This window comes from Flavisolibacter ginsengisoli DSM 18119 (genome assembly GCF_900129295.1).
GTDB classification, from domain to species: domain Bacteria; phylum Bacteroidota; class Bacteroidia; order Chitinophagales; family Chitinophagaceae; genus Flavisolibacter; species Flavisolibacter ginsengisoli.
Window position 1 is genome coordinate 13,657 of the sequence record NZ_FQUU01000022.1, and the last position, 18,669, is coordinate 32,325.

17 protein-coding genes are annotated in these 18,669 nt (G+C 40.7%); 5 read left to right on the plus strand and 12 right to left on the minus strand.

Translation table 11 applies throughout. From position 1 onward, the window contains the following. Positions 1 to 40: 40 nt before the first annotated feature. The 5 genes from BUA53_RS18490 to guaA all read right to left on the minus strand — a co-directional run bounded on the left by BUA53_RS18490 (position 41) and on the right by guaA (position 8,010). Positions 41 to 2,551, minus strand: a complete 2,511-nt coding sequence (locus BUA53_RS18490; protein ID WP_072836884.1) for a ligase-associated DNA damage response DEXH box helicase — start codon at positions 2,549 to 2,551, stop codon at positions 41 to 43. Further along, positions 2,548 to 4,146, minus strand: coding sequence for an ATP-dependent DNA ligase (locus BUA53_RS18495; RefSeq protein ID WP_072836885.1), 1,599 nt, complete (start codon positions 4,144 to 4,146; stop codon positions 2,548 to 2,550). Before BUA53_RS18495 ends, BUA53_RS18490 begins: the two co-directional genes overlap by 4 nt. Before the next feature lies 1 nt (position 4,147). Next, complete coding sequence (locus tag BUA53_RS18500; protein ID WP_072836886.1) at positions 4,148 to 5,164, minus strand: ligase-associated DNA damage response exonuclease; 1,017 nt, start codon at positions 5,162 to 5,164, stop codon at positions 4,148 to 4,150. 102 nt (positions 5,165 to 5,266) lie between these two features. Continuing rightward, on the minus strand, positions 5,267 to 6,424 hold the full coding sequence (locus BUA53_RS18505; protein WP_072836887.1) for an ABC transporter substrate-binding protein: 1,158 nt from the start codon (positions 6,422 to 6,424) through the stop codon (positions 5,267 to 5,269). Positions 6,425 to 6,474: 50 nt separating this feature from the next. Then, entirely contained in the window at positions 6,475 to 8,010 is a 1,536-nt protein-coding gene (gene guaA, locus BUA53_RS18510) for a glutamine-hydrolyzing GMP synthase (RefSeq protein WP_072836888.1), read from the minus strand. Positions 8,011 to 8,152: 142 nt separating this feature from the next. On the opposite strand from guaA, the gene BUA53_RS18515 reads away from it, so the two are divergent. Together BUA53_RS18515 and BUA53_RS18520 are read left to right on the plus strand one after the other, a co-directional pair. Next, positions 8,153 to 8,875, plus strand: coding sequence for a head GIN domain-containing protein (locus BUA53_RS18515; RefSeq protein WP_072836889.1), 723 nt, complete (start codon positions 8,153 to 8,155; stop codon positions 8,873 to 8,875). A 63-nt stretch (positions 8,876 to 8,938) separates the two neighbouring features. Beyond that, a complete protein-coding gene (locus BUA53_RS18520; RefSeq protein WP_072836890.1) occupies positions 8,939 to 9,793 on the plus strand; it encodes a diacylglycerol/lipid kinase family protein in 855 nt (284 codons plus the stop codon). Here BUA53_RS18520 and BUA53_RS18525 read toward each other — a convergent pair. From BUA53_RS18525 to BUA53_RS18555, 7 genes are all read right to left on the minus strand, one after another. Beyond that, complete coding sequence (locus BUA53_RS18525) at positions 9,764 to 10,525, minus strand: rhomboid family intramembrane serine protease (protein ID WP_072836891.1); 762 nt, start codon at positions 10,523 to 10,525, stop codon at positions 9,764 to 9,766. The two genes, BUA53_RS18520 and BUA53_RS18525, sit on opposite strands and share 30 nt — an antisense overlap. An 89-nt stretch (positions 10,526 to 10,614) precedes the next feature. Next, on the minus strand, positions 10,615 to 11,043 hold the full coding sequence (locus tag BUA53_RS18530; protein ID WP_072836892.1) for an RNA recognition motif domain-containing protein: 429 nt from the start codon (positions 11,041 to 11,043) through the stop codon (positions 10,615 to 10,617). 296 nt (positions 11,044 to 11,339) lie between these two features. Next, entirely contained in the window at positions 11,340 to 11,786 is a 447-nt protein-coding gene (gene rplI, locus BUA53_RS18535) for a 50S ribosomal protein L9 (protein ID WP_072836893.1), read from the minus strand. Between the two features lie 77 nt (positions 11,787 to 11,863). Beyond that, positions 11,864 to 12,130, minus strand: a complete 267-nt coding sequence (rpsR, locus tag BUA53_RS18540; RefSeq protein ID WP_072836894.1) for a 30S ribosomal protein S18 — start codon at positions 12,128 to 12,130, stop codon at positions 11,864 to 11,866. A 3-nt stretch (positions 12,131 to 12,133) separates the two neighbouring features. After that, positions 12,134 to 12,490: a 30S ribosomal protein S6 gene (rpsF, locus tag BUA53_RS18545; protein WP_072836895.1), complete on the minus strand. Its 357-nt coding sequence runs from the start codon at positions 12,488 to 12,490 to the stop codon at positions 12,134 to 12,136. Between the two features lie 272 nt (positions 12,491 to 12,762). After that, a complete protein-coding gene (gene recJ, locus BUA53_RS18550; protein ID WP_072836896.1) occupies positions 12,763 to 14,466 on the minus strand; it encodes a single-stranded-DNA-specific exonuclease RecJ in 1,704 nt (567 codons plus the stop codon). Between the two features lie 7 nt (positions 14,467 to 14,473). Beyond that, on the minus strand, positions 14,474 to 15,436 hold the full coding sequence (locus tag BUA53_RS18555; RefSeq protein ID WP_072836897.1) for a polyprenyl synthetase family protein: 963 nt from the start codon (positions 15,434 to 15,436) through the stop codon (positions 14,474 to 14,476). 198 nt (positions 15,437 to 15,634) lie between these two features. On the opposite strand from BUA53_RS18555, the gene BUA53_RS18560 reads away from it, so the two are divergent. From BUA53_RS18560 to BUA53_RS18570, 3 genes are all read left to right on the plus strand, one after another. Continuing rightward, positions 15,635 to 17,275 (plus strand): OmpA family protein, encoded by a 1,641-nt coding sequence (locus tag BUA53_RS18560; RefSeq protein ID WP_072836898.1) that lies wholly within the window; start codon positions 15,635 to 15,637, stop codon positions 17,273 to 17,275. 192 nt (positions 17,276 to 17,467) lie between these two features. Next, positions 17,468 to 18,280, plus strand: a complete 813-nt coding sequence (locus tag BUA53_RS18565; RefSeq protein WP_072836899.1) for an outer membrane protein assembly factor BamD — start codon at positions 17,468 to 17,470, stop codon at positions 18,278 to 18,280. Then, entirely contained in the window at positions 18,255 to 18,596 is a 342-nt protein-coding gene (locus tag BUA53_RS18570; protein WP_072836900.1) for a DNA-directed RNA polymerase subunit omega, read from the plus strand. Before BUA53_RS18565 ends, BUA53_RS18570 begins: the two co-directional genes overlap by 26 nt. The last annotated feature ends 73 nt before the right edge of the window (positions 18,597 to 18,669 follow it).

Genomic DNA, 18,669 nt, shown 5'->3' on the forward strand with positions numbered 1-18,669 from the left:
TGGCCTTGAAATGGAATATTGTTTAGCATGGCGAGTGAAATCATAAAGAATTCAATTGGTTTTGCATACGCTTTACCCTATCGGCAAGTTTTTCAGATGTGAGGTTTTCCCGCATGCTGTCAACTTTTATAGGAAAGCAAAAAGGCGTGAGTCTTTGAGGATAGGTTATAATAATCCTTGAATGTTGAATACGTTGCAGCATTTCTCTCAGCCGCACTTCTTCCATTTGTTGGTCAAAGACCTCCTGGAAGGCCTGCCTGATCAATACATTGTTAGGGTCGTATTCATTAAATACATTAAACAGAAGGCCGGCAGATGCCTGCAGATGCCTGGTTTTTTTATGTTCACCAGGGTACCCCTGGAATATCAGGCCCCCGATAACAGCAATATCCCTGAATTTTCTTTTTGCCATTTCAGTGGCATTGACACTACGCTGAATGTCTTCCATTAAATTATCCAGTGAAAACAATTCATAAGCATTGCTATCATCAACAGGTATGGGTTGATCACTCAATAATTCAAAGCCATAATCATTCATGGCAATGGAAAATGTAATAGGAGTGATCTTGCTGATACGGTAGGCCAGCACTGCAGCCATAGCCTCATGTACCAATCTTCCTTCAAATGGATACACAAACAAATGAAAACCATCACGGGTTTCAATTTGCTCAATAAGCAATTCTGCAGCCTTAGGTACCTGTGACAAGGTTGCCTGTAATTGAAGCAATGGCTTTAGAACAGTGATCTCTATAGCAACCTTCATTTTATGGTTAGGTGCTTCCAGGCTGGTGCCGGCAATATCAAATTGTTCCCGCAATACTTTTCCCAGGCTGGCTGAAAGAGGTAAACGTCCACCCATCCAGCTTGGAACGATGGATTTTTTTACATTGGATTTTTTAACGATCACCGTCATGTCTTTGATCATTACAAGTTCCAATTGCCTGCCTGCCAATGTAAAGCTGTCCCCGGGTTCCAGCCTCGAAATAAAGGATTCTTCAATGATACCTACATAGCCACCTGCAAGGAACTTTACTTTCAACATGGCATCACTAACAATGGTGCCGATATGTAAACGGTGTCGCATGGCTATGCGTCTACCAGTGATCTTATACAGCCCGTCGATCACTTCCACTTTTTTGTATTCATCATATTGTTGCAAAGCGTTGCCTCCAACAGTAATAAAGTATAACATCTCCTGCCATTCCTCTTCAGTTATTTCACTAAAACAATGAGTTGACTTTACTTCTTCCCAAATTATATCCGGGATAAAGCCATCTGAAACAGCCAGGGTACAGAGGTATTGCACCAGTACATCGTAACATAACAGCAAGGGTTCACGGCTCTCAATAAACTGTTCTTCCACTGCCGATTTAAGTGCAGCGGCTTCAATGAGTTCGAGAGAATGGGTGGGCAGGAAATAGATCTTACTAACAGCATCAGGACTATGGCCGCTTCGACCTGCTCTTTGCAGAAAGCGGGCAACTCCTTTTGGTGAGCCTACCTGGATCACTGTTTCCACTGGCCGAAAGTCCACACCCAAATCAAGGCTGGCGGTGCATACAACTGCTTTCAGTTTGCCTTCATGCAAAGCCTCTTCAACCCAGGTTCTCAATTCACTTTCAATACTTCCATGATGGAGCGCAATGGTACCTGCCAGGTCAGGGGCTATATGTAAAAGGGTCTGGTACCACATTTCACTCATTCCCCTTGTATTAATGAAAATTAGCGTCGTTTTACTTTGGTTGAGAATAGGCAATACTTTATCAGCGAGTTTGATTCCCAGGTGCCCTGCCCAGGGGTATTTTTCAATTTCATCCGGAAGTATGGACTCGATCTCTATTTTCTTACTAAGCTTCGCCCTAACAATCACGCCATTCTCTTCGTTTTTGCCGGTAAGTCGTAATGGAAATAACAATACTTCCATTGCTTGTGAAAGGTTGCCGATAGTTGCTGAAATGCCCCAGATTGCTGTAGGTGTATTCTTAGCATTGATGCAGCCTATGATCCTGCTCAGGGCCAGCTCCACCTGTACTCCACGTTTGCTGCCTATCAGTTCATGCCATTCATCTACTGTAAACAACTTTAAAGTTTGAAATACCTCAGGATGGTGTTTTTGTCCTAATAACAGGTGCAGGCTTTCGGGAGTGATGATCAGCACTTCGGGCATCTGCCTTTTTTGTTTCTGACGTTCTGCCATGGAAGTATCTCCATTGCGGATGCCCACTTTCCATTGCATGCCGAGGTCCGCGATCACTTCTTCCATAGCCCTTCCAATATCCTTGGCCAATGCCCTTAATGGGGTAACCCAAATAAGTTGCAGACCATTCTTGCTTTTGGTTTTGTAATTACCTGGGTGCAGGTTAATGAATTGAATAAGGCTTCCGAGGAATACGGAAAAAGTTTTACCTGTGCCTGTGGGTGCATTCACCAACCCGCTTCTGCCATCAATGATATGTTGCCAGGCTTCTTCCTGGTAAGTAAATGGTTTGTATTCTTTTGCTGATAACCATTGAATAATGACTTTATATCCAGGTGTGCTTTTTAATTTCATTTCCCGTATACCTCCAGCAATTGCTTTAGATCCTCAAGGGTATTGATTTCTTCAGGTGTTTTATCTTTTCTCCACCTGCTGATACGTGGAAATCGTAGGGCCACTCCCGATTTATGCCTGTTACTGGCAGCAATACCTTCAAAAGCGATCTCAAATACCAGCTCTGGCTTAACAGTTCTGACAGGGCCAAACTTCTCTAAAGAATTGCGTTTTACAAAAGCGTCCACTTGTGCAAATTCCTTGTCCGTCAATCCTGAATAGGCCTTTGTGAATGCAATTAGTTTGTCTCCATCTTTCACTGCGAATGTATAGTCTGTATAAAGATTACTTCTTCTTCCGGCGCCTTTTTGTGCATAGATCATCACTGCATCAATGGTTAGTGGGTCGATCTTCCATTTCCACCAGTCGCCTCTTTTTCGGCCAACCTGGTAGGTAGATTGTTTTTTCTTCAACATAAAACCTTCAGCACCCAGTTCACGTGAAGATTCCCTAAGCCTTGCCAGTTCTTCCCAATTACTAAAGGGAACTATGGGTGATATGATCAAAGAAGGATGATTAGTGGCCGCAATGACCTCTTCCAGTTGTGATCTTCTTTCTTCCAATGGCCTGTCACGCCAGTCCTCTCCATTGTATTCCAGCAGGTCGTAGGCAAAGAATGCAATAGGGACTTCCTGTAGTTGTTTTTTGGTGATATTCTTCCTTCCAATCCTGGTTTGTAACAATGCAAATGGTAAAGGTTTTTGGTCCACGGAAGGAATGATCTCGCCATCTATGGCTATTCCATCCGGCAGTACCTGTGCCAATGAATGATATTCTGGAAACTTTTCAGTCATCAATTCTTCGCCCCGGCTCCATACAAAAAGCTCCTGGTTTCTTTTGATGACCTGGCCACGGATGCCATCCCATTTCCATTCGGCCTGCCAGTCTTTAGGGTCACCTAATTGGCTAACATCTTCTTCTATAGCATAAGCCAGGTAGAAAGGATAAGGTTTTGAAAAATCGGTATTGAGTGAATGCTCACTTAAGAGTTCATCGAAAGTTATGGTAGATGGATCCCAATTGCCACTGATGCGATGCGCAATCACTGATGAATCCAGGTTGATTGTTTTTGCCAGGGCATTTACAATTACTTTTTGGGAAACTCCAATACGGAAGCCACCAGTGATCAGTTTATTGAAAACAAAGCGTTCAGCAAAGTTCATTTCCTTCCAGGCCTTCAGTATGAATTGTTTCTTTATTTCTTCAGCTTGTTTTTCAAGGTCCCGTAATTGTTCTATGTAAAGGTGTAATGGTTTTGAGGTATTGGGGGCATTTTCATTTCCGGGTAATAAAAGCGCTATGGTTTCGGCAAGATCTCCCACTGTATGATAGCTTTCTTCAAAGAGCCAAAAAGGTAAGTCCACCAGTTCAACGCAATAAGTGGCTAGCTGGGTAGTATTCACAGCTCTTTTGGGTCTCCTGCCGCTAAAAATGGCTATCACCCAAACCTTATCCTTATTGTCTGCATTATTGAAATAATGCATTAAGGCTTCCAGCTTATCATTGGTTTTCGTGCTGCTGCCTAACTTCATTACCAGTTCTGCAAACTCTCTCATATCAATCTTCTTCTAATTTAAGTTCTGCAGGTTCCAGTTCATCATCCCCATATTCTGTTTTCACTTCTTTGGCATTAATACCGTGTTCATTTAGATAACGTGTAAACACAGCTTGAAAGCCATGTGTAGCATAGATGCATTCTGCTTCAGTTTCCCTGCAGGCCTGTAGCAGGCCGTTCCAGTCTGCATGATCACTTAAGGCAAAGCCTGCATCTGCATTTTTACGTCGGGCATTACCCCGTACCTGCATCCATCCACTGCAGATACCTATCTCGTAGGGAGCAAACCTGCGCAGCCATGGTGAACCTTCCGCACTGGAAGGAGCAATGACCACTGCACCTTTCAATTCTTCTTTACTTGTTTCTGGTGTTACTCTTTGTACTGCAGGTAACTTCCAACCGGCGTTTACTAATGCCATATGAATGTTATATACTGCTCCATGCACAAATATTTTATCTGTGACCTCAGCGATAGGGTGAAGCAATCTTTGGGCTTTGCCAAGGCTATAGGCAATTAAAACAGAGGTTTTAGAGACTTCCTGGTTCTTCCTGATCCAGTTTTGAACGTCAGTATATATTTCCGTTTGAGGCTTCCAGTTATATATGGGTAGGCCAAATGTGGATTCTGTAATAAAGCTGTGGCATTTAACTGGCTCAAACTGCCCGCTGATACCATCATTTTCAATTTTGTAATCCCCGCTAACAACCCATATTTCGCCATTGCTTTCAATGCGCACCTGTGAGGAGCCAATGATATGGCCGGCAGGAAAGAGCGTGATTCGAACCCCATTCATATATACCGGTTCATTCCATGCAATATCCTGGTAGGTATTGGGCCCAAGCCTTTGCTGTAAAATAGGCCTGGTATCATGGTGGCATAAATAATATTTGTTGCCCCAACGGGCATGGTCACTATGGGCATGTGTAATAACAGCCTTATCTACTGGTCGCCAGGGATCTATATAGAAATCGCCCGCACGGCAATAAAGACCTTTATCAGTGAATTCAATCAAAGGCATGATTCTAAAGTTACTTAACAAGAATCCATAATCCTGCCAGTAATTGATAAAGGAATCTTGTATAAGATTGTTTAATTACAATAAAAGGCTGCCTGGAAATAATTAATTGACAATATTTCTTACCCGTCCGAATACCTTAATAAAGTACAGGTGACGGTTCTCAAAATAATCAAGGGACATGGCAGCGCTGTCTTTAAAAACAGGCTGGATATCGAATTGTGTAAATACAGTATTGCCCTTTCGTGTGAGGTTTGAGGCTACATCTTTTTTAGTATCAAGCAGCAACAAGGCAAATCTCATGATGCTTTCGTACCCTCTGTAGAAAAGATCGGAAGGTTTATTGCTGTATTCATCTTCATATACATCAGAAAGCCTGTTTTCGAGTGTGGTTCCCTGGTTATAATAAAAAGGGGTAGTGTAAATAACTTCCAGGTTTTCAAACTTGCTGAAGTTCAATTTATCCCATGTTGGCATACCTATTACCGTTTTGGAATAGGAAGGGCTTGTATTAGAAAGATTTAACGCCAGCCTTTGGGCAAAGACTTCATCCATAGAACCACCTATACAAACATTTTTCCTGGTGCTATCAAGGTGAGCTGCAAGTATCTCCGGAGTGAAGTTGCTGCCTACTTCAACTATTTTTATGGAAAGAGGTTTGCCAGAGGTGTTTTTTGAATATTCCAGGAAATGTTGTTTAATAAGGTCTTCCTGCTGGCCTGGTTTTCTGAACAATACAATGCGGTCCTGGCTATGGTATTTTTGTAGAAATTCATAAATGCCTTCAACATGTGCCTGTAACGTGGTGTTTAATATCACGAAATAAGGGTTATTGGTAATGCCTACATCGTTGGGCAGGGTGGTTGAAATAAATGGTATTTTTCTACGTAAAGCTTCCTGTGCAAGCATACGTGTTTCAGGGGCGTTAGAGTTGGCAATGACCATTTCTACATTGTTCAACTCAGGTTTGGCTAATTGTTGCGTCAATGATTGTTTCCCTCTTGAATCCAATATAAATACTTCTATTGGAGCCCCTCTTTTATTTAGGGAGTCCAGCGCATATTGCACTCCCTCGTAGTACTCAAGACCAGGAACCGAATAACGGGGGATATAGTTTTTATCCAACTGGATGCCAGTGCTATTAAAAACTGAATCGAGGTACAGAGGGGTAAATATGGCGATCTTATGGCGCTGAACAACTTGTCCAAACACTGAACAAGTTATAATAAGAGCCAGTAAAAGGGAAACATACTTTCTTTTCATAATCAATCTTTCGGTGATACCACCATTTTATCCTACTAAATAACAGGATATTATTCCCATTCAATAGTTGCAGGAGGTTTACTGCTGATGTCATAAACCACACGGTTGATACCCCTGACTGAGTTAATGATATCGTTGGATACATTGGCCAGGAAATCGTAAGGAAGATGAGCCCAGTCTGCTGTCATTCCATCTACACTGGTCACTGCTCTTAAGGCCACAGTAAACTCATATGTCCTTTCATCACCCATAACCCCTACACTACGAACTGGCAATAAGATAGAACCTGCCTGCCAAACCGTTGCATATAAATTATGGTCTTTTAGCGCTTTAACATAAATATCGTCTGCTTTTTGAAGCAGCTTTACCTTTTCTTCTGTTACCTCACCTAAGATACGGATAGCCAAACCAGGACCGGGGAAAGGATGGCGGCTAATCATATCTTCAGGTATACCCAATTCAGTCCCTACTTTTCTAACTTCGTCTTTGAACAGGTTACGCAGGGGTTCTACAAGCGATAAATGCATTTTTTTAGGTAACCCTCCCACGTTGTGGTGAGATTTGATTGTTACCGATGGCCCATGAACAGAAACACTCTCAATGACATCAGGATAAATAGTGCCCTGCCCTAAAAAGGATACGCCTTTGATCTTTTTAGCTTCCTGTTGAAAGATCTCTATAAACAATTTTCCAATGGCCTTCCGTTTCTTTTCCGGGTCTGTTTTCCCTTTTAGCTTTTTATAAAAATCATCCTTTGCATCAATACCTTTTACGTTAAGCCCCAGCTTTTTATAGGTTTTTAAAACTGTTTCATATTCATCTTTTCTAAGGACGCCATTATCAACAAAAATTCCATGCAGTTTGTCACCAACAGCCCGGCTGATTAGTGTTGCAGCCACTGTTGAATCCACACCACCACTTATGGCCATTACAACTTTATTATCACCTATTTGTTTTTTCAGGGCAGCAATTGTATCTGTAATAAAGTGAGCAGGTGTCCAGTCCTGGCTACAGCCACAGGTATGAACGAGAAAATTATGTAGTATCTTTTTTCCTTCAATGGAATGATATACTTCGGGATGGAACTGTAAGCCGTACAAAGGATGCTTTGCTGTTGCATTGAGCTTAAACGCGGCCACGGGTATGCTGTCTGTCGTGGCTAATAATTCAAATCCTTCAGGAAGTTTTAATATAGAATCACCATGGCTCATCCACACTTGTGAAGAGGGTAGTAAATTATCAAGCAGCTTGTCTTCTTTTTCAAGGTGAAGAACGGCACGTCCATATTCTCTTTTATTACTTTTTTCAACCTTACCGCCAAACTGTTTAGCCGTAAGCTGGGCTCCATAGCAAATGCCAAGTACAGGTATTTTTTCTACCAGGGACGAAACGGGAACCTGGGGTGCATTTTCATCGTTTACCGAAAAGGGCGAGCCGGATAATATGATACCTTTTAGTTCAGGCCCATATTCTATCGATTTGCTAAAAGGTTGTATCTCGCAGTAAACATTTGCTTCCCGGACCGCCCTGGCTATCAATTGCGTGTATTGGGAGCCAAAGTCAAGGATAAGTATCTTTTCTGTCATGTTATGTAAAAATAAGAAACCTGCCTGTAACCGTAAGGCTTACTAAAGATTGCAAAGTATAAAACGCCAGTATTGATTTAGAAATCTCAATTAGATTGTAACTTGCCTCAAGTGATAGTAGTCTAATACCAAAACTATAAATATGAGGATCTCAAATATTGTTCTGGCAATAGTAATTATATCTGTAAGCTCCTGCCGCTATTTTGGCGGTGAACGTGTATATGGAGATGGCCACATTGTAACACAACAAAGAAATACCGGCGGGTTTGAAAAGGTAGATGTCAGTGGCGGAATAAAGGTTCATGTACGCCAGGAAGCCTCTCCATCTGTGAAACTGGAACTGGACCAGAACTTAATGGAATATATTGATGTATATACTGAAGGAAATACCCTGGTGATAAAGGAAAAGCAGGGCTATAATGTGCAGGCAACCAAGGATATAATAGTATATGTTGCAGCACCTGTGTTCAAAGACATTGATGTTTCAGGTGCCTGTGATATAATTGGGGATAACACCATTACCGGTAACCAGGAATTGAATCTGCATGTCAGTGGTTCAGGTGATATTTTCATGGAAGTGGCCTTGCCTAAACTTTTTGCTGAAATATCCGGTAGTGGCAGTATCAACATCAAAGGCCAGGCAACCAATTTTTCTGCACATGTAAGTGGATCTGGTGATGTCAAATGTTTAGACCTTTCAACAGATGTTACGGAACTGGATCTCTCAGGTTCATCAGATGCAGAAGTAAATGCCAATAAACAATTAAATATTGAAGCATCCGGCTCCAGCAGCATTACCTATAAAGGAAATGCAAGCGTTAATCAGAATATCTCCGGATCCGGAAGTGTAAAAAAGATAGGTTGATTTATTCCATCAAGGAACATTTAAGCCATTATATTTATAACGAGATGCCACATCTCGTTTTTTATGCCTGAAACTGTACAGCACATAGCACTAATATGCAATCCTACCGCAACCAATAAAAAGGCAGTTGAAGTTTGCAGAAAGGTTTCAACATTGCTTCAGGAAAGGAATATTAAACATTCCATTTTTATTACTAAATGGCCTGCCGGCTGGGAAGGAATATCTGGTGCCTGGATCATAGGAGGGGATGGTACAGTAAATTATTTTATCAACCAGTATCCCTATTGTTCCATTCCACTTTCAGTATTTGCAGGGGGAACAGGGAATGATCTTCATTGGATGTTATATGGTAAAACCGAAGTTATCTCCCAGGTAGATAGATTGCTTCAGGCAAGCCCCAGGCCAATAGATGCGGGGTTTTGTAATGGAACTCTTTTTTTGAATGGGGTAGGGATTGGTTTTGATGGGTCTATAGTAAAAGACCTTGCAGGCAAAAGCAAATGGCCCGGCAAAACCTCGTATTTTATTTCAATTATAAAGCATTTGTGGGGCTACAGGGAGCAACGGGGAAAGATCAATACTGGCGAAGAAAGAATGCAAGGCAAATATTTTCTTATCAGTGTTGCGAATGGACAACGTTATGGAGGTGGTTTTCAGGTGGCACCAAAAGCCTCTTTGAGCGATGGCTTACTGGATCTGAATGTTGTAAAAGAAATTGCTCCTATAAAAAGATTATGGTATTTACCAGTAATTGAACAAGGCCGGCATCTGGAACTTCCATTTGTAATGTATCGCCATGTTAAGGAAATAGAGATATCTTTTGAAACCATACAGCCAGCGCATATGGATGGGGAATATTTTGAAGCGAAGGAATTTAAAATAGAGATACTACCAAAACGCTTTTCTTTTGTTTATTAATACCGGCTTCTTTTTCACAAACAATTTAACCAGGAACAGGCCAGCAATAAAACCACCAATATGTGCTGCATAGGCCACGCCGCCTGTTTCTTCACCTAATGCACCCATACTGTTTATTAGCTGGAATAAGAACCAAATTCCAACTGCAATGAATGCAGGTACAGAAAAAATGCCAAATAAGATCCAAACATGTACACGCCGGCCTGGATGCTGTAAAATATATCCTCCCATTACACCCGAAATAGCACCCGATGCACCAAGGCTGGGCATTAAAAGATTATGTCCCAGGTAGGCACTAAAAAGTACATGGCTCATACCTGCGATGACTCCACACAATAAATAAAATAGCAGGTAATTAAAATGACCCATATCGTTTTCCAGGTTGTCGCCAAAGATCCAGAGGAAGAGCATGTTGCCTGCTATATGGGCAATGCCACCATGCATGAACATAGAGGTTAGCAAGGTGAGGTAAACGGGTATATCGGTATGTTGCAGGCCTGGCATCTCAAACCGTTGATGTGTAACCGGGTCCATAAGAATTGTAGTACCAGTAATAATGTCCCTACCGCTAAGGATTTCGCCTGGGACTACAGAATAGGCATAAGTAAAATGCATATTATTACCCCAGTTTTGAAGAAAGACAAAGACAATGATATTCAGGATGATCAGCAAATAATTGACGAGGGGTGTAATCTGCCTGTCCCTGTTATCATCTCCGATTGGTAGTAACATTCTTTATTTTATTTTTCTGATGCAAAGCTTATTCCCTTAAATAAAAAAGTCCCTTAAAAGGGACTTATAGTTAGCTCGATGTATGAAGATTAATAGCTGTCTCTGTATCCACCACCGCCGCTGCTGCTGCCACCGCGGTTGTATCCGCCGCCGCTTCCGCCACGGTTTCCACCACCGCCGAATCCACCGCCGCCGCCTTTCTTAAAGCCGCCGCCACCGCCGCTGCCGAAGCTTCTTTTCTTGAAGCCACCGCCGCCGCCGTTACCGCTGCCGCCTTCTTTAGGACGAGATTCGTTCACAACAAGGTTTCTTCCTTCAATTTCGCTGCCGTTTAATTGTGCAATGGCTGCCTGCGCCTGTTCGTCATTAGGCATTTCAACAAAGCCAAAGCCCTTGCTGCGTTGTGTGAATTTGTCCATTACGATCTTAGCAGATGCTACTTCACCGAATGGTGTAAACAAGTTGGCCAGATCCTGATCCTTCAGGCCCCAACTAAGGTTTCCTACGTAAATGTTCATTTGAGAAAAGTTTAAAAATAAAAAGTGTTTACAGCCATCAAGAAACCATGAACATTTTACGTAACGTTCAAAGGAACTGTGAAACTGAAAGAACACAAAACGTAACGAATATAATGAAATAATGTTAATACCAAAATTTCCAAAATAAAAGATCTGTTCTGGGTTTAAGGACAGAATAAGATACTATTCAACAGCGATATTAAGTTAAAGGGTACTTCTAATATGAATAATGTGTATATGTAACAAAAAAAGGTCCGCACTGATTAGTGCGGACCCTAAAGAAATAACTATCTGGTTTATTCAGCTACCACTTCAAATTCTACATCTGCATGATGTCCTGAACCGAAATCGATAGAAGCCTTATAAGTACCTAATTCTTTTACTTCCTCATTGATATGGATCTTCTTGCGATCGATCTCATATCCTTTCTGATCACGTATAGCACGGCTGATCTGCAATGAAGTAACACTTCCGAAGATCTTTCCGCTGGTACCTGTTTTGGCACCAACCTTTAACGGGGCTTCCTGTAGTTTAGCAATTACACTGTTGATCTGTGCAAGCATCAGATCTTCCTTCTTCTTAGCCACTTTCAATCTTTCTTCCAGTTGTTTGCGATTAGAAGGATTTGCTTCAACGGCCAGGCGCTGGGGAATCAGGAAGTTACGGGCATAGCCGTTTCTAACTTTCACCAGTTCATTCTTACCACCCAGGTTGTCTACGTCTTGAATTAAAATGATTTCCATATTACTTGTTTTAGCCAACCCCGGTCAAACCGGGACTGTCCTCTCTTTATTTTCATAAAGAGGTTAGGTTAAAAATTCTATTTTAAAAGGTCTGTTACGAATGGTAATAATGCCATCTGGCGTGCCTTTTTAATAGCATCGCTCACCTTACGCTGGTATTTTAAAGAATTACCTGTAATACGGCGTGGCAGCATTTTACCTTGTTCGTTCAGGAACTTTTTGAGGAACTCTACATCTTTGTAGTCAATATAGCGGATGCCATATTTCTTAAAACGGCAGAATTTCTTAGGACGCTTCTCGCTTTTAATAGCGGTCAGGTATTTAATTTCATTAGCTTTTGCCATGTTTTAAGCCTCCTGTACTTTTTCGGTTCCTGTTGGTATGCCACTTCTCTTTTTGTGATTGTACTCGACGGCATATTTGTCGAGTTTTGTAGTCATGTGACGGAGAACACTCTCATCACGAAGAAGCTGGATCTTCAGCTTCTCATTGAAGTCGGATGGCGCAATAAATTCCATAACCCAGTATAAACCAGTGGTTTTTTTCTGGATAGGATACGCCAGTGATTTCAGTCCCCATGGATTTTCAGCTACTATCTGGCCGCCATTGTCGGTAACCAATGTAGTGAACTTCCGCTGTGCAGCTTTGAATTCATCATCGCTTAGCACGGGGGTAAAAATCACCATCAATTCGTAATTGTTCATTACCCTGTTTTTTGTTTAAAAATTAAGATTATTACCCGCTGGTATTTTGAAACCTTATTAAGGATTCTTTTTTACGGGAGCGCAAAGGTATGATTTAGAGCTAAGATCTTGTCTTTTTGCGCTTTATTATTTTGATAAGTGTCCGTTAAAAGGCTTTTGGGGGCAGTGTTCACAAGTAATCTTATTAAAAGGAATACCAGGTGGTGATAGCCAATTATTGATCTTAGTTTGTTGAAATATAACAAGTTACAGTTTTGTGAGTGTTCTTTTGCTTATTCACTGATTCTGCAATCAATAACTTTTAATTGAAGGGTGGTTTCCCCGTTCCATTCGTTTTCATCTATTTTGAACACAATATCAAGCGGATGGCCTGTTAGTAACAAGGGCATCTTTTCAGCCATATTAAAGCCAATACCATTCATTCTCACACCGTTTTGCTGAACGGAAAATTTAAGATGTGCTTCTTTTACCACCTTGCTCCATCCGGTATTGAAAACTTTCTTGGCAACGAATGTTGGCCGAAGATTATCAGGGCCAAATGGTTCCATCTGGCAAAGAATATCATAAAAAGGTTTTCTTATGTCTGATAATGCTACTTCGGCATCAATAACTATTTCAGGTATCAATAATTCAGGGTGGATAGTTGCTTGCACCACTTCTTCAAACCGCTCACAAAAAGCTTCCACTTTGTCTGTTTCCAGGGTCATTCCGGCAGCATAGAAATGTCCGCCATAACCAAGCAGGAGATCTTTACACTGGTGGATTGCTTCATAAACATTGAAACCTGCTACACTTCGTGCAGATCCCGCAACATACTCCCCGCTTTGGGTTAAAATGATTGTGGGGCGGTAATAATGGTCAATTAACCGGGAGGCAACAATACCGACCACCCCTTTGTGCCAATGGGGCTGAAAAAGCACTGTACTGCTCCTTTTTATTAAAACTTCATCCGCTTGAATTATTGATAGGGCTTCCTCTGTAATGTTTGTATCTGCTTCCTTTCGGTTTGAATTGTCGCTATGGAGCTGCTCAGCCCAATGGAGGGCTTCATCATAAGTTTCTGAAACGAACATTAAAACTGCCTTCCTGGCATCATCCATTCTCCCGGCAGCATTTACCCGCGGTGCTATGATAAAGACCAGGTTATTGACAAACAGCTCTTTATCATAATTACTTAAATGGCTTAAGGCTTTTATGCCAAGGTTAGGATCAGTATTAGCTTTTTTCAAACCATAATAGGCTAGAACCCTGTTTTCACCTGATAGAGAAACTATATCTGCTGCTATTGCAGTGGCTACCAGGTCAAGAAATTGAAAAGCAACATCTATAGATAAATTCATAGACTTGCAAAGCGCAGTAATCAATTTAAACCCAACTCCACACCCGCAAAGCTCCTTGAATGGGTATTTGCAATCCTTTTGTTTTGGATTTAATATGGCTACCGCCGGGGGTAGAACATCATCCGGCAAGTGGTGGTCACATACTATAAAATCAATACCTAGTGATTTGGCGTACCGGATAAGATCTGTCGATTTTATACCGCAGTCCAGTGAAATTATCAGGGTATAATTGTTTTCAAATGCAAAGTCAATCCCTGCTTTGCTAATACCATATCCTTCCCTGTAACGGTGCGGAATGTAAAATTCAGTATGGTCGTAGTGCTGTTTAAGGAATTGATACATAGATGCTACCGCTGTCGTTCCATCCACATCGTAGTCGCCAAAAACCAGGATCTTTTCATTTTTGGAAAAAGCTTCGAGTATGCGGTCGACTGCTTTATCCATATCTTTCATTAGGAAGGGGTCATGTAGGTCGGATAGCTGAGGCCTGAAAAACCTTTTGGCCTGTTCATAGGTTTGTATTCCCCTTTGCACCAGAATATTACATAATACAGGATTTATTTTCAGTTCCCTGAATAAGGCATCAGCGATTGCCTGGTCAGCACTATTAATTCTCCATCGTTTCAGGGACGCCATCAAACACTTAATATTTTCTGTCTGTTACAAAATTGACAAGATCTTCAAAACCTTTCCTGATTTCTGAATCGGGGAATGTATTTAAAATCTGAAGGGCCTCAGATTTATATTGATTCATTTTATTGATAGTATAATCAATGCCCCCTGTTTTAGTGACTACATTTATGAGATAATCTATCCTCGGCCGTTTTGTATTTTCGTTTTTGATAATGTATATGAGCTCTTTTTTCGTTTTTTTATCCACATTGTTCAATGTATAAATCAATGGCAGGGTTAACTTCTTTTCTTTAATATCGTTTCCGGTGGGTTTTCCTATGTCTTCGCCTGCATAATCAAAAAGGTCATCTTTAATTTGAAAAGCTATACCCACTTTTTCTCCAAACTGACGGAGCCTGGAGGTTATTTCTTCGTCATGGGAAGTTGAAAAGGCGCCTGCTCCACAGGCTGAGGCCAATAAAGAGGCTGTTTTATTTCTGATTATTTCAAAATAAATGGATTCATCCAGGTTCAATGAGCGGGATTTTTCAATTTGCAAAAGTTCTCCTTCACTCATTTGCCTGACAGCCTCTGAAAGTAACTGTAATATGCGGAAGTCATTGTTATCCAATGAAAGAAGTAAGCCCTTGGCTAAAAGATAATCTCCTACCAAAACTGAAACTTTATTCTTCCAAAGCGCATAAACTGAGAAAAATCCTCTACGTTCCAAAGAGTCATCCACTACATCATCGTGTACTAATGTGGCAGTGTGCAAAAGTTCTACTAAAGAGGCTGCTCTATAAGTAGATTCATTCACTTCACCACAAAGCTTAGCCGAAAGAAAGACAAACATAGGCCTTAGTTGCTTTCCTTTTCGCTTAACTATGTACCGCATAATACGGTCGAGCATGGAAACATTGCTTTTGGCGGCATCTTTAAACTTTTCTTCGAAGATGCGCAATTCATTCTCTATGAGATTAACGGGTAGCTGCATTCGTAAATGGGGGAAAGGTACAACTGCAATCCAATAAATAGCTTCTCGTGGTACAAGAATTGCTGAATTGGTGCAGACAAAATATATAAATAATTGAGGTCAATTGCAGTAAATAAAATTTAAAAGTTTGGTAATTGTAACTCAATTTATATTTTTGTCAACGATTAGGACATTGTTTTTAAAATTTAATCAATAGTTATGGCAAGCAAAAAGTACTCTTTTCTGGCAGGTTTATTATGCCTGTTCACGTCGTACGGTTTCGCGCAAACCACCACTACCACTGGTAGTATCGGAGCGTACGATCCCGCAGACTCATCCGTTATCCCGTCGCGAAGAATGCCTCAGCACACAGAGTTTATGAATGGGACTTACAACTATCCCGCAAAGCCAAAGAATATGTGGGAGATTGGTATAAAAGCCGGTTCTTTCACAGTAAATGGAGATGTTGATGGAAAGTTTTTTTCTCCAGGTTTTGGCGTGCATATCAGGAAAGCATTCGGATATCTTTTCTCTGCACGTTTAGAGTATGTTTATGGAATAGCTAAAGGTTTAAGCTGGCAAGGTTCTTCCCAAACCAGTTATGGTCAGGGAGGCACAGGCAACCCTTGGCAGAGACTTGGTTATACTGGTACTGTTTATAATAATTATAAATCCAAAGTTCAGGACCTTTCTTTAGAAGGATTATTCTCATTGAATAATATCATGTTCCACCAATCCAGACCTAAAGTGAATGTTTACGCTTTAGTTGGTGTTGGAGCCTCTATTTATGATGTAAAGGTGAATGCTTTGAACGGCAGTACTCCTTATGATTTCTCAGGTATTCCTGCAGGAACATACAAAACAAGGAAAGATGTAAAGGATGCTTTGAAGAATTTAATGGATGATTCTTACGAGACTGATGCTGAAAATGCAAAAACCCGCAGACCAAACCTGTTTGGCAAAACATTACGTCCTGTTGGCCAGTTAGGTGGTGGAATCGCTTTCAAATTGAATAACCGTGTTAATTTAGCTTTAGAAGATCGTGTTTCTATAACTAAAGATGATTTGTACGATGGTGTTCAGTGGACTGAGCGTGGAGATTTCACTCGTGATTTCGATACTTATAATTTCTTATCTCTTGGCCTGAACTTCAATATTGGTTCTAAATCCGTTGAGCCATTATGGTGGATCAATCCTTTGGATTATGCTTACCAGGAAATTCGCAAGCCTCGCCTGATGATCTTACCAAAACCAGTTCTGCCTGATGCTGATGGTGATGGAATTACTGACCAATTTGACCAAGAGCAAACTCCTCAGGGTGTTCCGGTTGATTCTCATGGTGTAAGCCTTGATACTGATGGTGACGGTGTTCCTGATGCACGTGATAAAGAAAAGATCACTCCAACTTATTGCCAGCCAGTTGATGCTGATGGTGTAGGTAAATGCCCATGTCCTGATTCTACTTGCTTTGCTGGATATACTAAGACCGGCGCTTGTGAAGCTGCTTTAGGAACATTACCAAGTGTAACTTTCTCTGGCAACGGTGTTAGCCTGAATAACGATGCTAAAGCATTGTTGGCAAGTGTAGCTTCCCGCTTACGTAATAGCCCTGAGTGCAAAATAGTTGTTACTGGCTATTGCGCTTCAAGCAAATCAGAGCAACAAAGAAGCTGGGATAGAGTAAATGCTGTAATCAGCTACATGGTTGAAAAAGAAGGTATCAGCCAGGATCGTTTCTTCTGGAATTATGGCCAGGAAGGCGGAGACTGCAATACTATCGACTTACGTGCTGCAGCTTCAGATGAGCAAGGTCAAACAACTGTACCTGCTCCTCATCCAAACCTGAGAAGAAGCAAATAATCAGATTCTCTTTATATCTAAACCCTCCAAACCGGAGGGTTTTTTTTATGGATTTACTTCTAATGGCACATAATAGTCCCTATAAATACCTTGATAGTTATTTCAGCTTTAGTTAAATCTTAACTATGGGGTTTAGCCTATTTGCCAATTTTCGAGAATATTTGCTTAAACTGATTAACTTTGCCACCCTTTATGAAATTTATAGGCGTATTAGCATTGGCTGTTTTGATGGTGAGCTGTGGAGGTTTTAATAAGGTCTTAAAGAATAAAGACCCACATTATAAGCTTCGTATGGCTGAACAATACTATGCTAAAAAGAAATATAATTATGCCCAGCAGTTATATGAGGATATTATGCCTTATTTCAGAGGTGGGCCTGAATTTGAAGATATTTATTATAAATATGCCTATACTGGTTACTACCAGGGAGATTATTTAAACGCTGAAAATCTGTTTAAAACCTTTTTGGAAATCTATCCCAACAGTTCCAGGGCTGAGGAAATAGATTATATGAGGGCTTATACTTTTTATAAGCAGTCACCGAAACCCTCATTGGACCAGACCAATACTATCAAGGCGATGGGTATGATGCAGACATTTATTAATACCCATCCAGGTTCGGCAAGGAACAAAGAGGCCGCTGAAATTATTAATATTTGCCGTCAAAAGCTTGAAATCAAGGACCATAATGCTGCCCAATTGTATTATGACCTGGGACAATTTAGAGCTGCTGCAGTTGCATTTAATACTTTATTGAATTCTTATCCTGAATCAAATAAGTCGGACGAATATAAAATGATGGCTATCAAATCATATTTTCGATTTGCCGAGTTGAGTATTGAAGATAAAAGAGCTGAAAGATTTGAAAAGGTGATAGAAGAATGTAATGAATTTATCGATCGTTTTCCGCAAAGTCCCTTATCCCCACAGGTACAGGAATATTTAACCCAATCTCAAAACAATTTAAAATTATATACAAATGAGCCTGCTAAGACGTCAACTTAGTACAAGTACATCAAACAATATCGAAACCCGCGATGTAAATGAGCTAAAGAACAAAACGGGTAATTTGTACGAGTCTATTTCTATTATTGGTAAAAGAGCAAACCAGATTAATATTTCCTTAAAAGAAGAACTTCATAATAAACTGGAAGAATTTGCAAGCCACACAGATTCTTTGGAAGAAATTCATGAGAATAAGGAACAAATTGAAATCTCAAGGGCGTATGAGCGTATGCCTAATCCAGCATTATTAGCTACCCAGGAATTTATGGAGGCTAAAATTTATCATCGCAAAAATGAAGATGACCTGTTTCAATAAAAACATTATCATTAAAGGTTTTCAAGGGCGATTTACTTCCAGTAAATCGCTTTTGTTTTTTATAAATAGTATT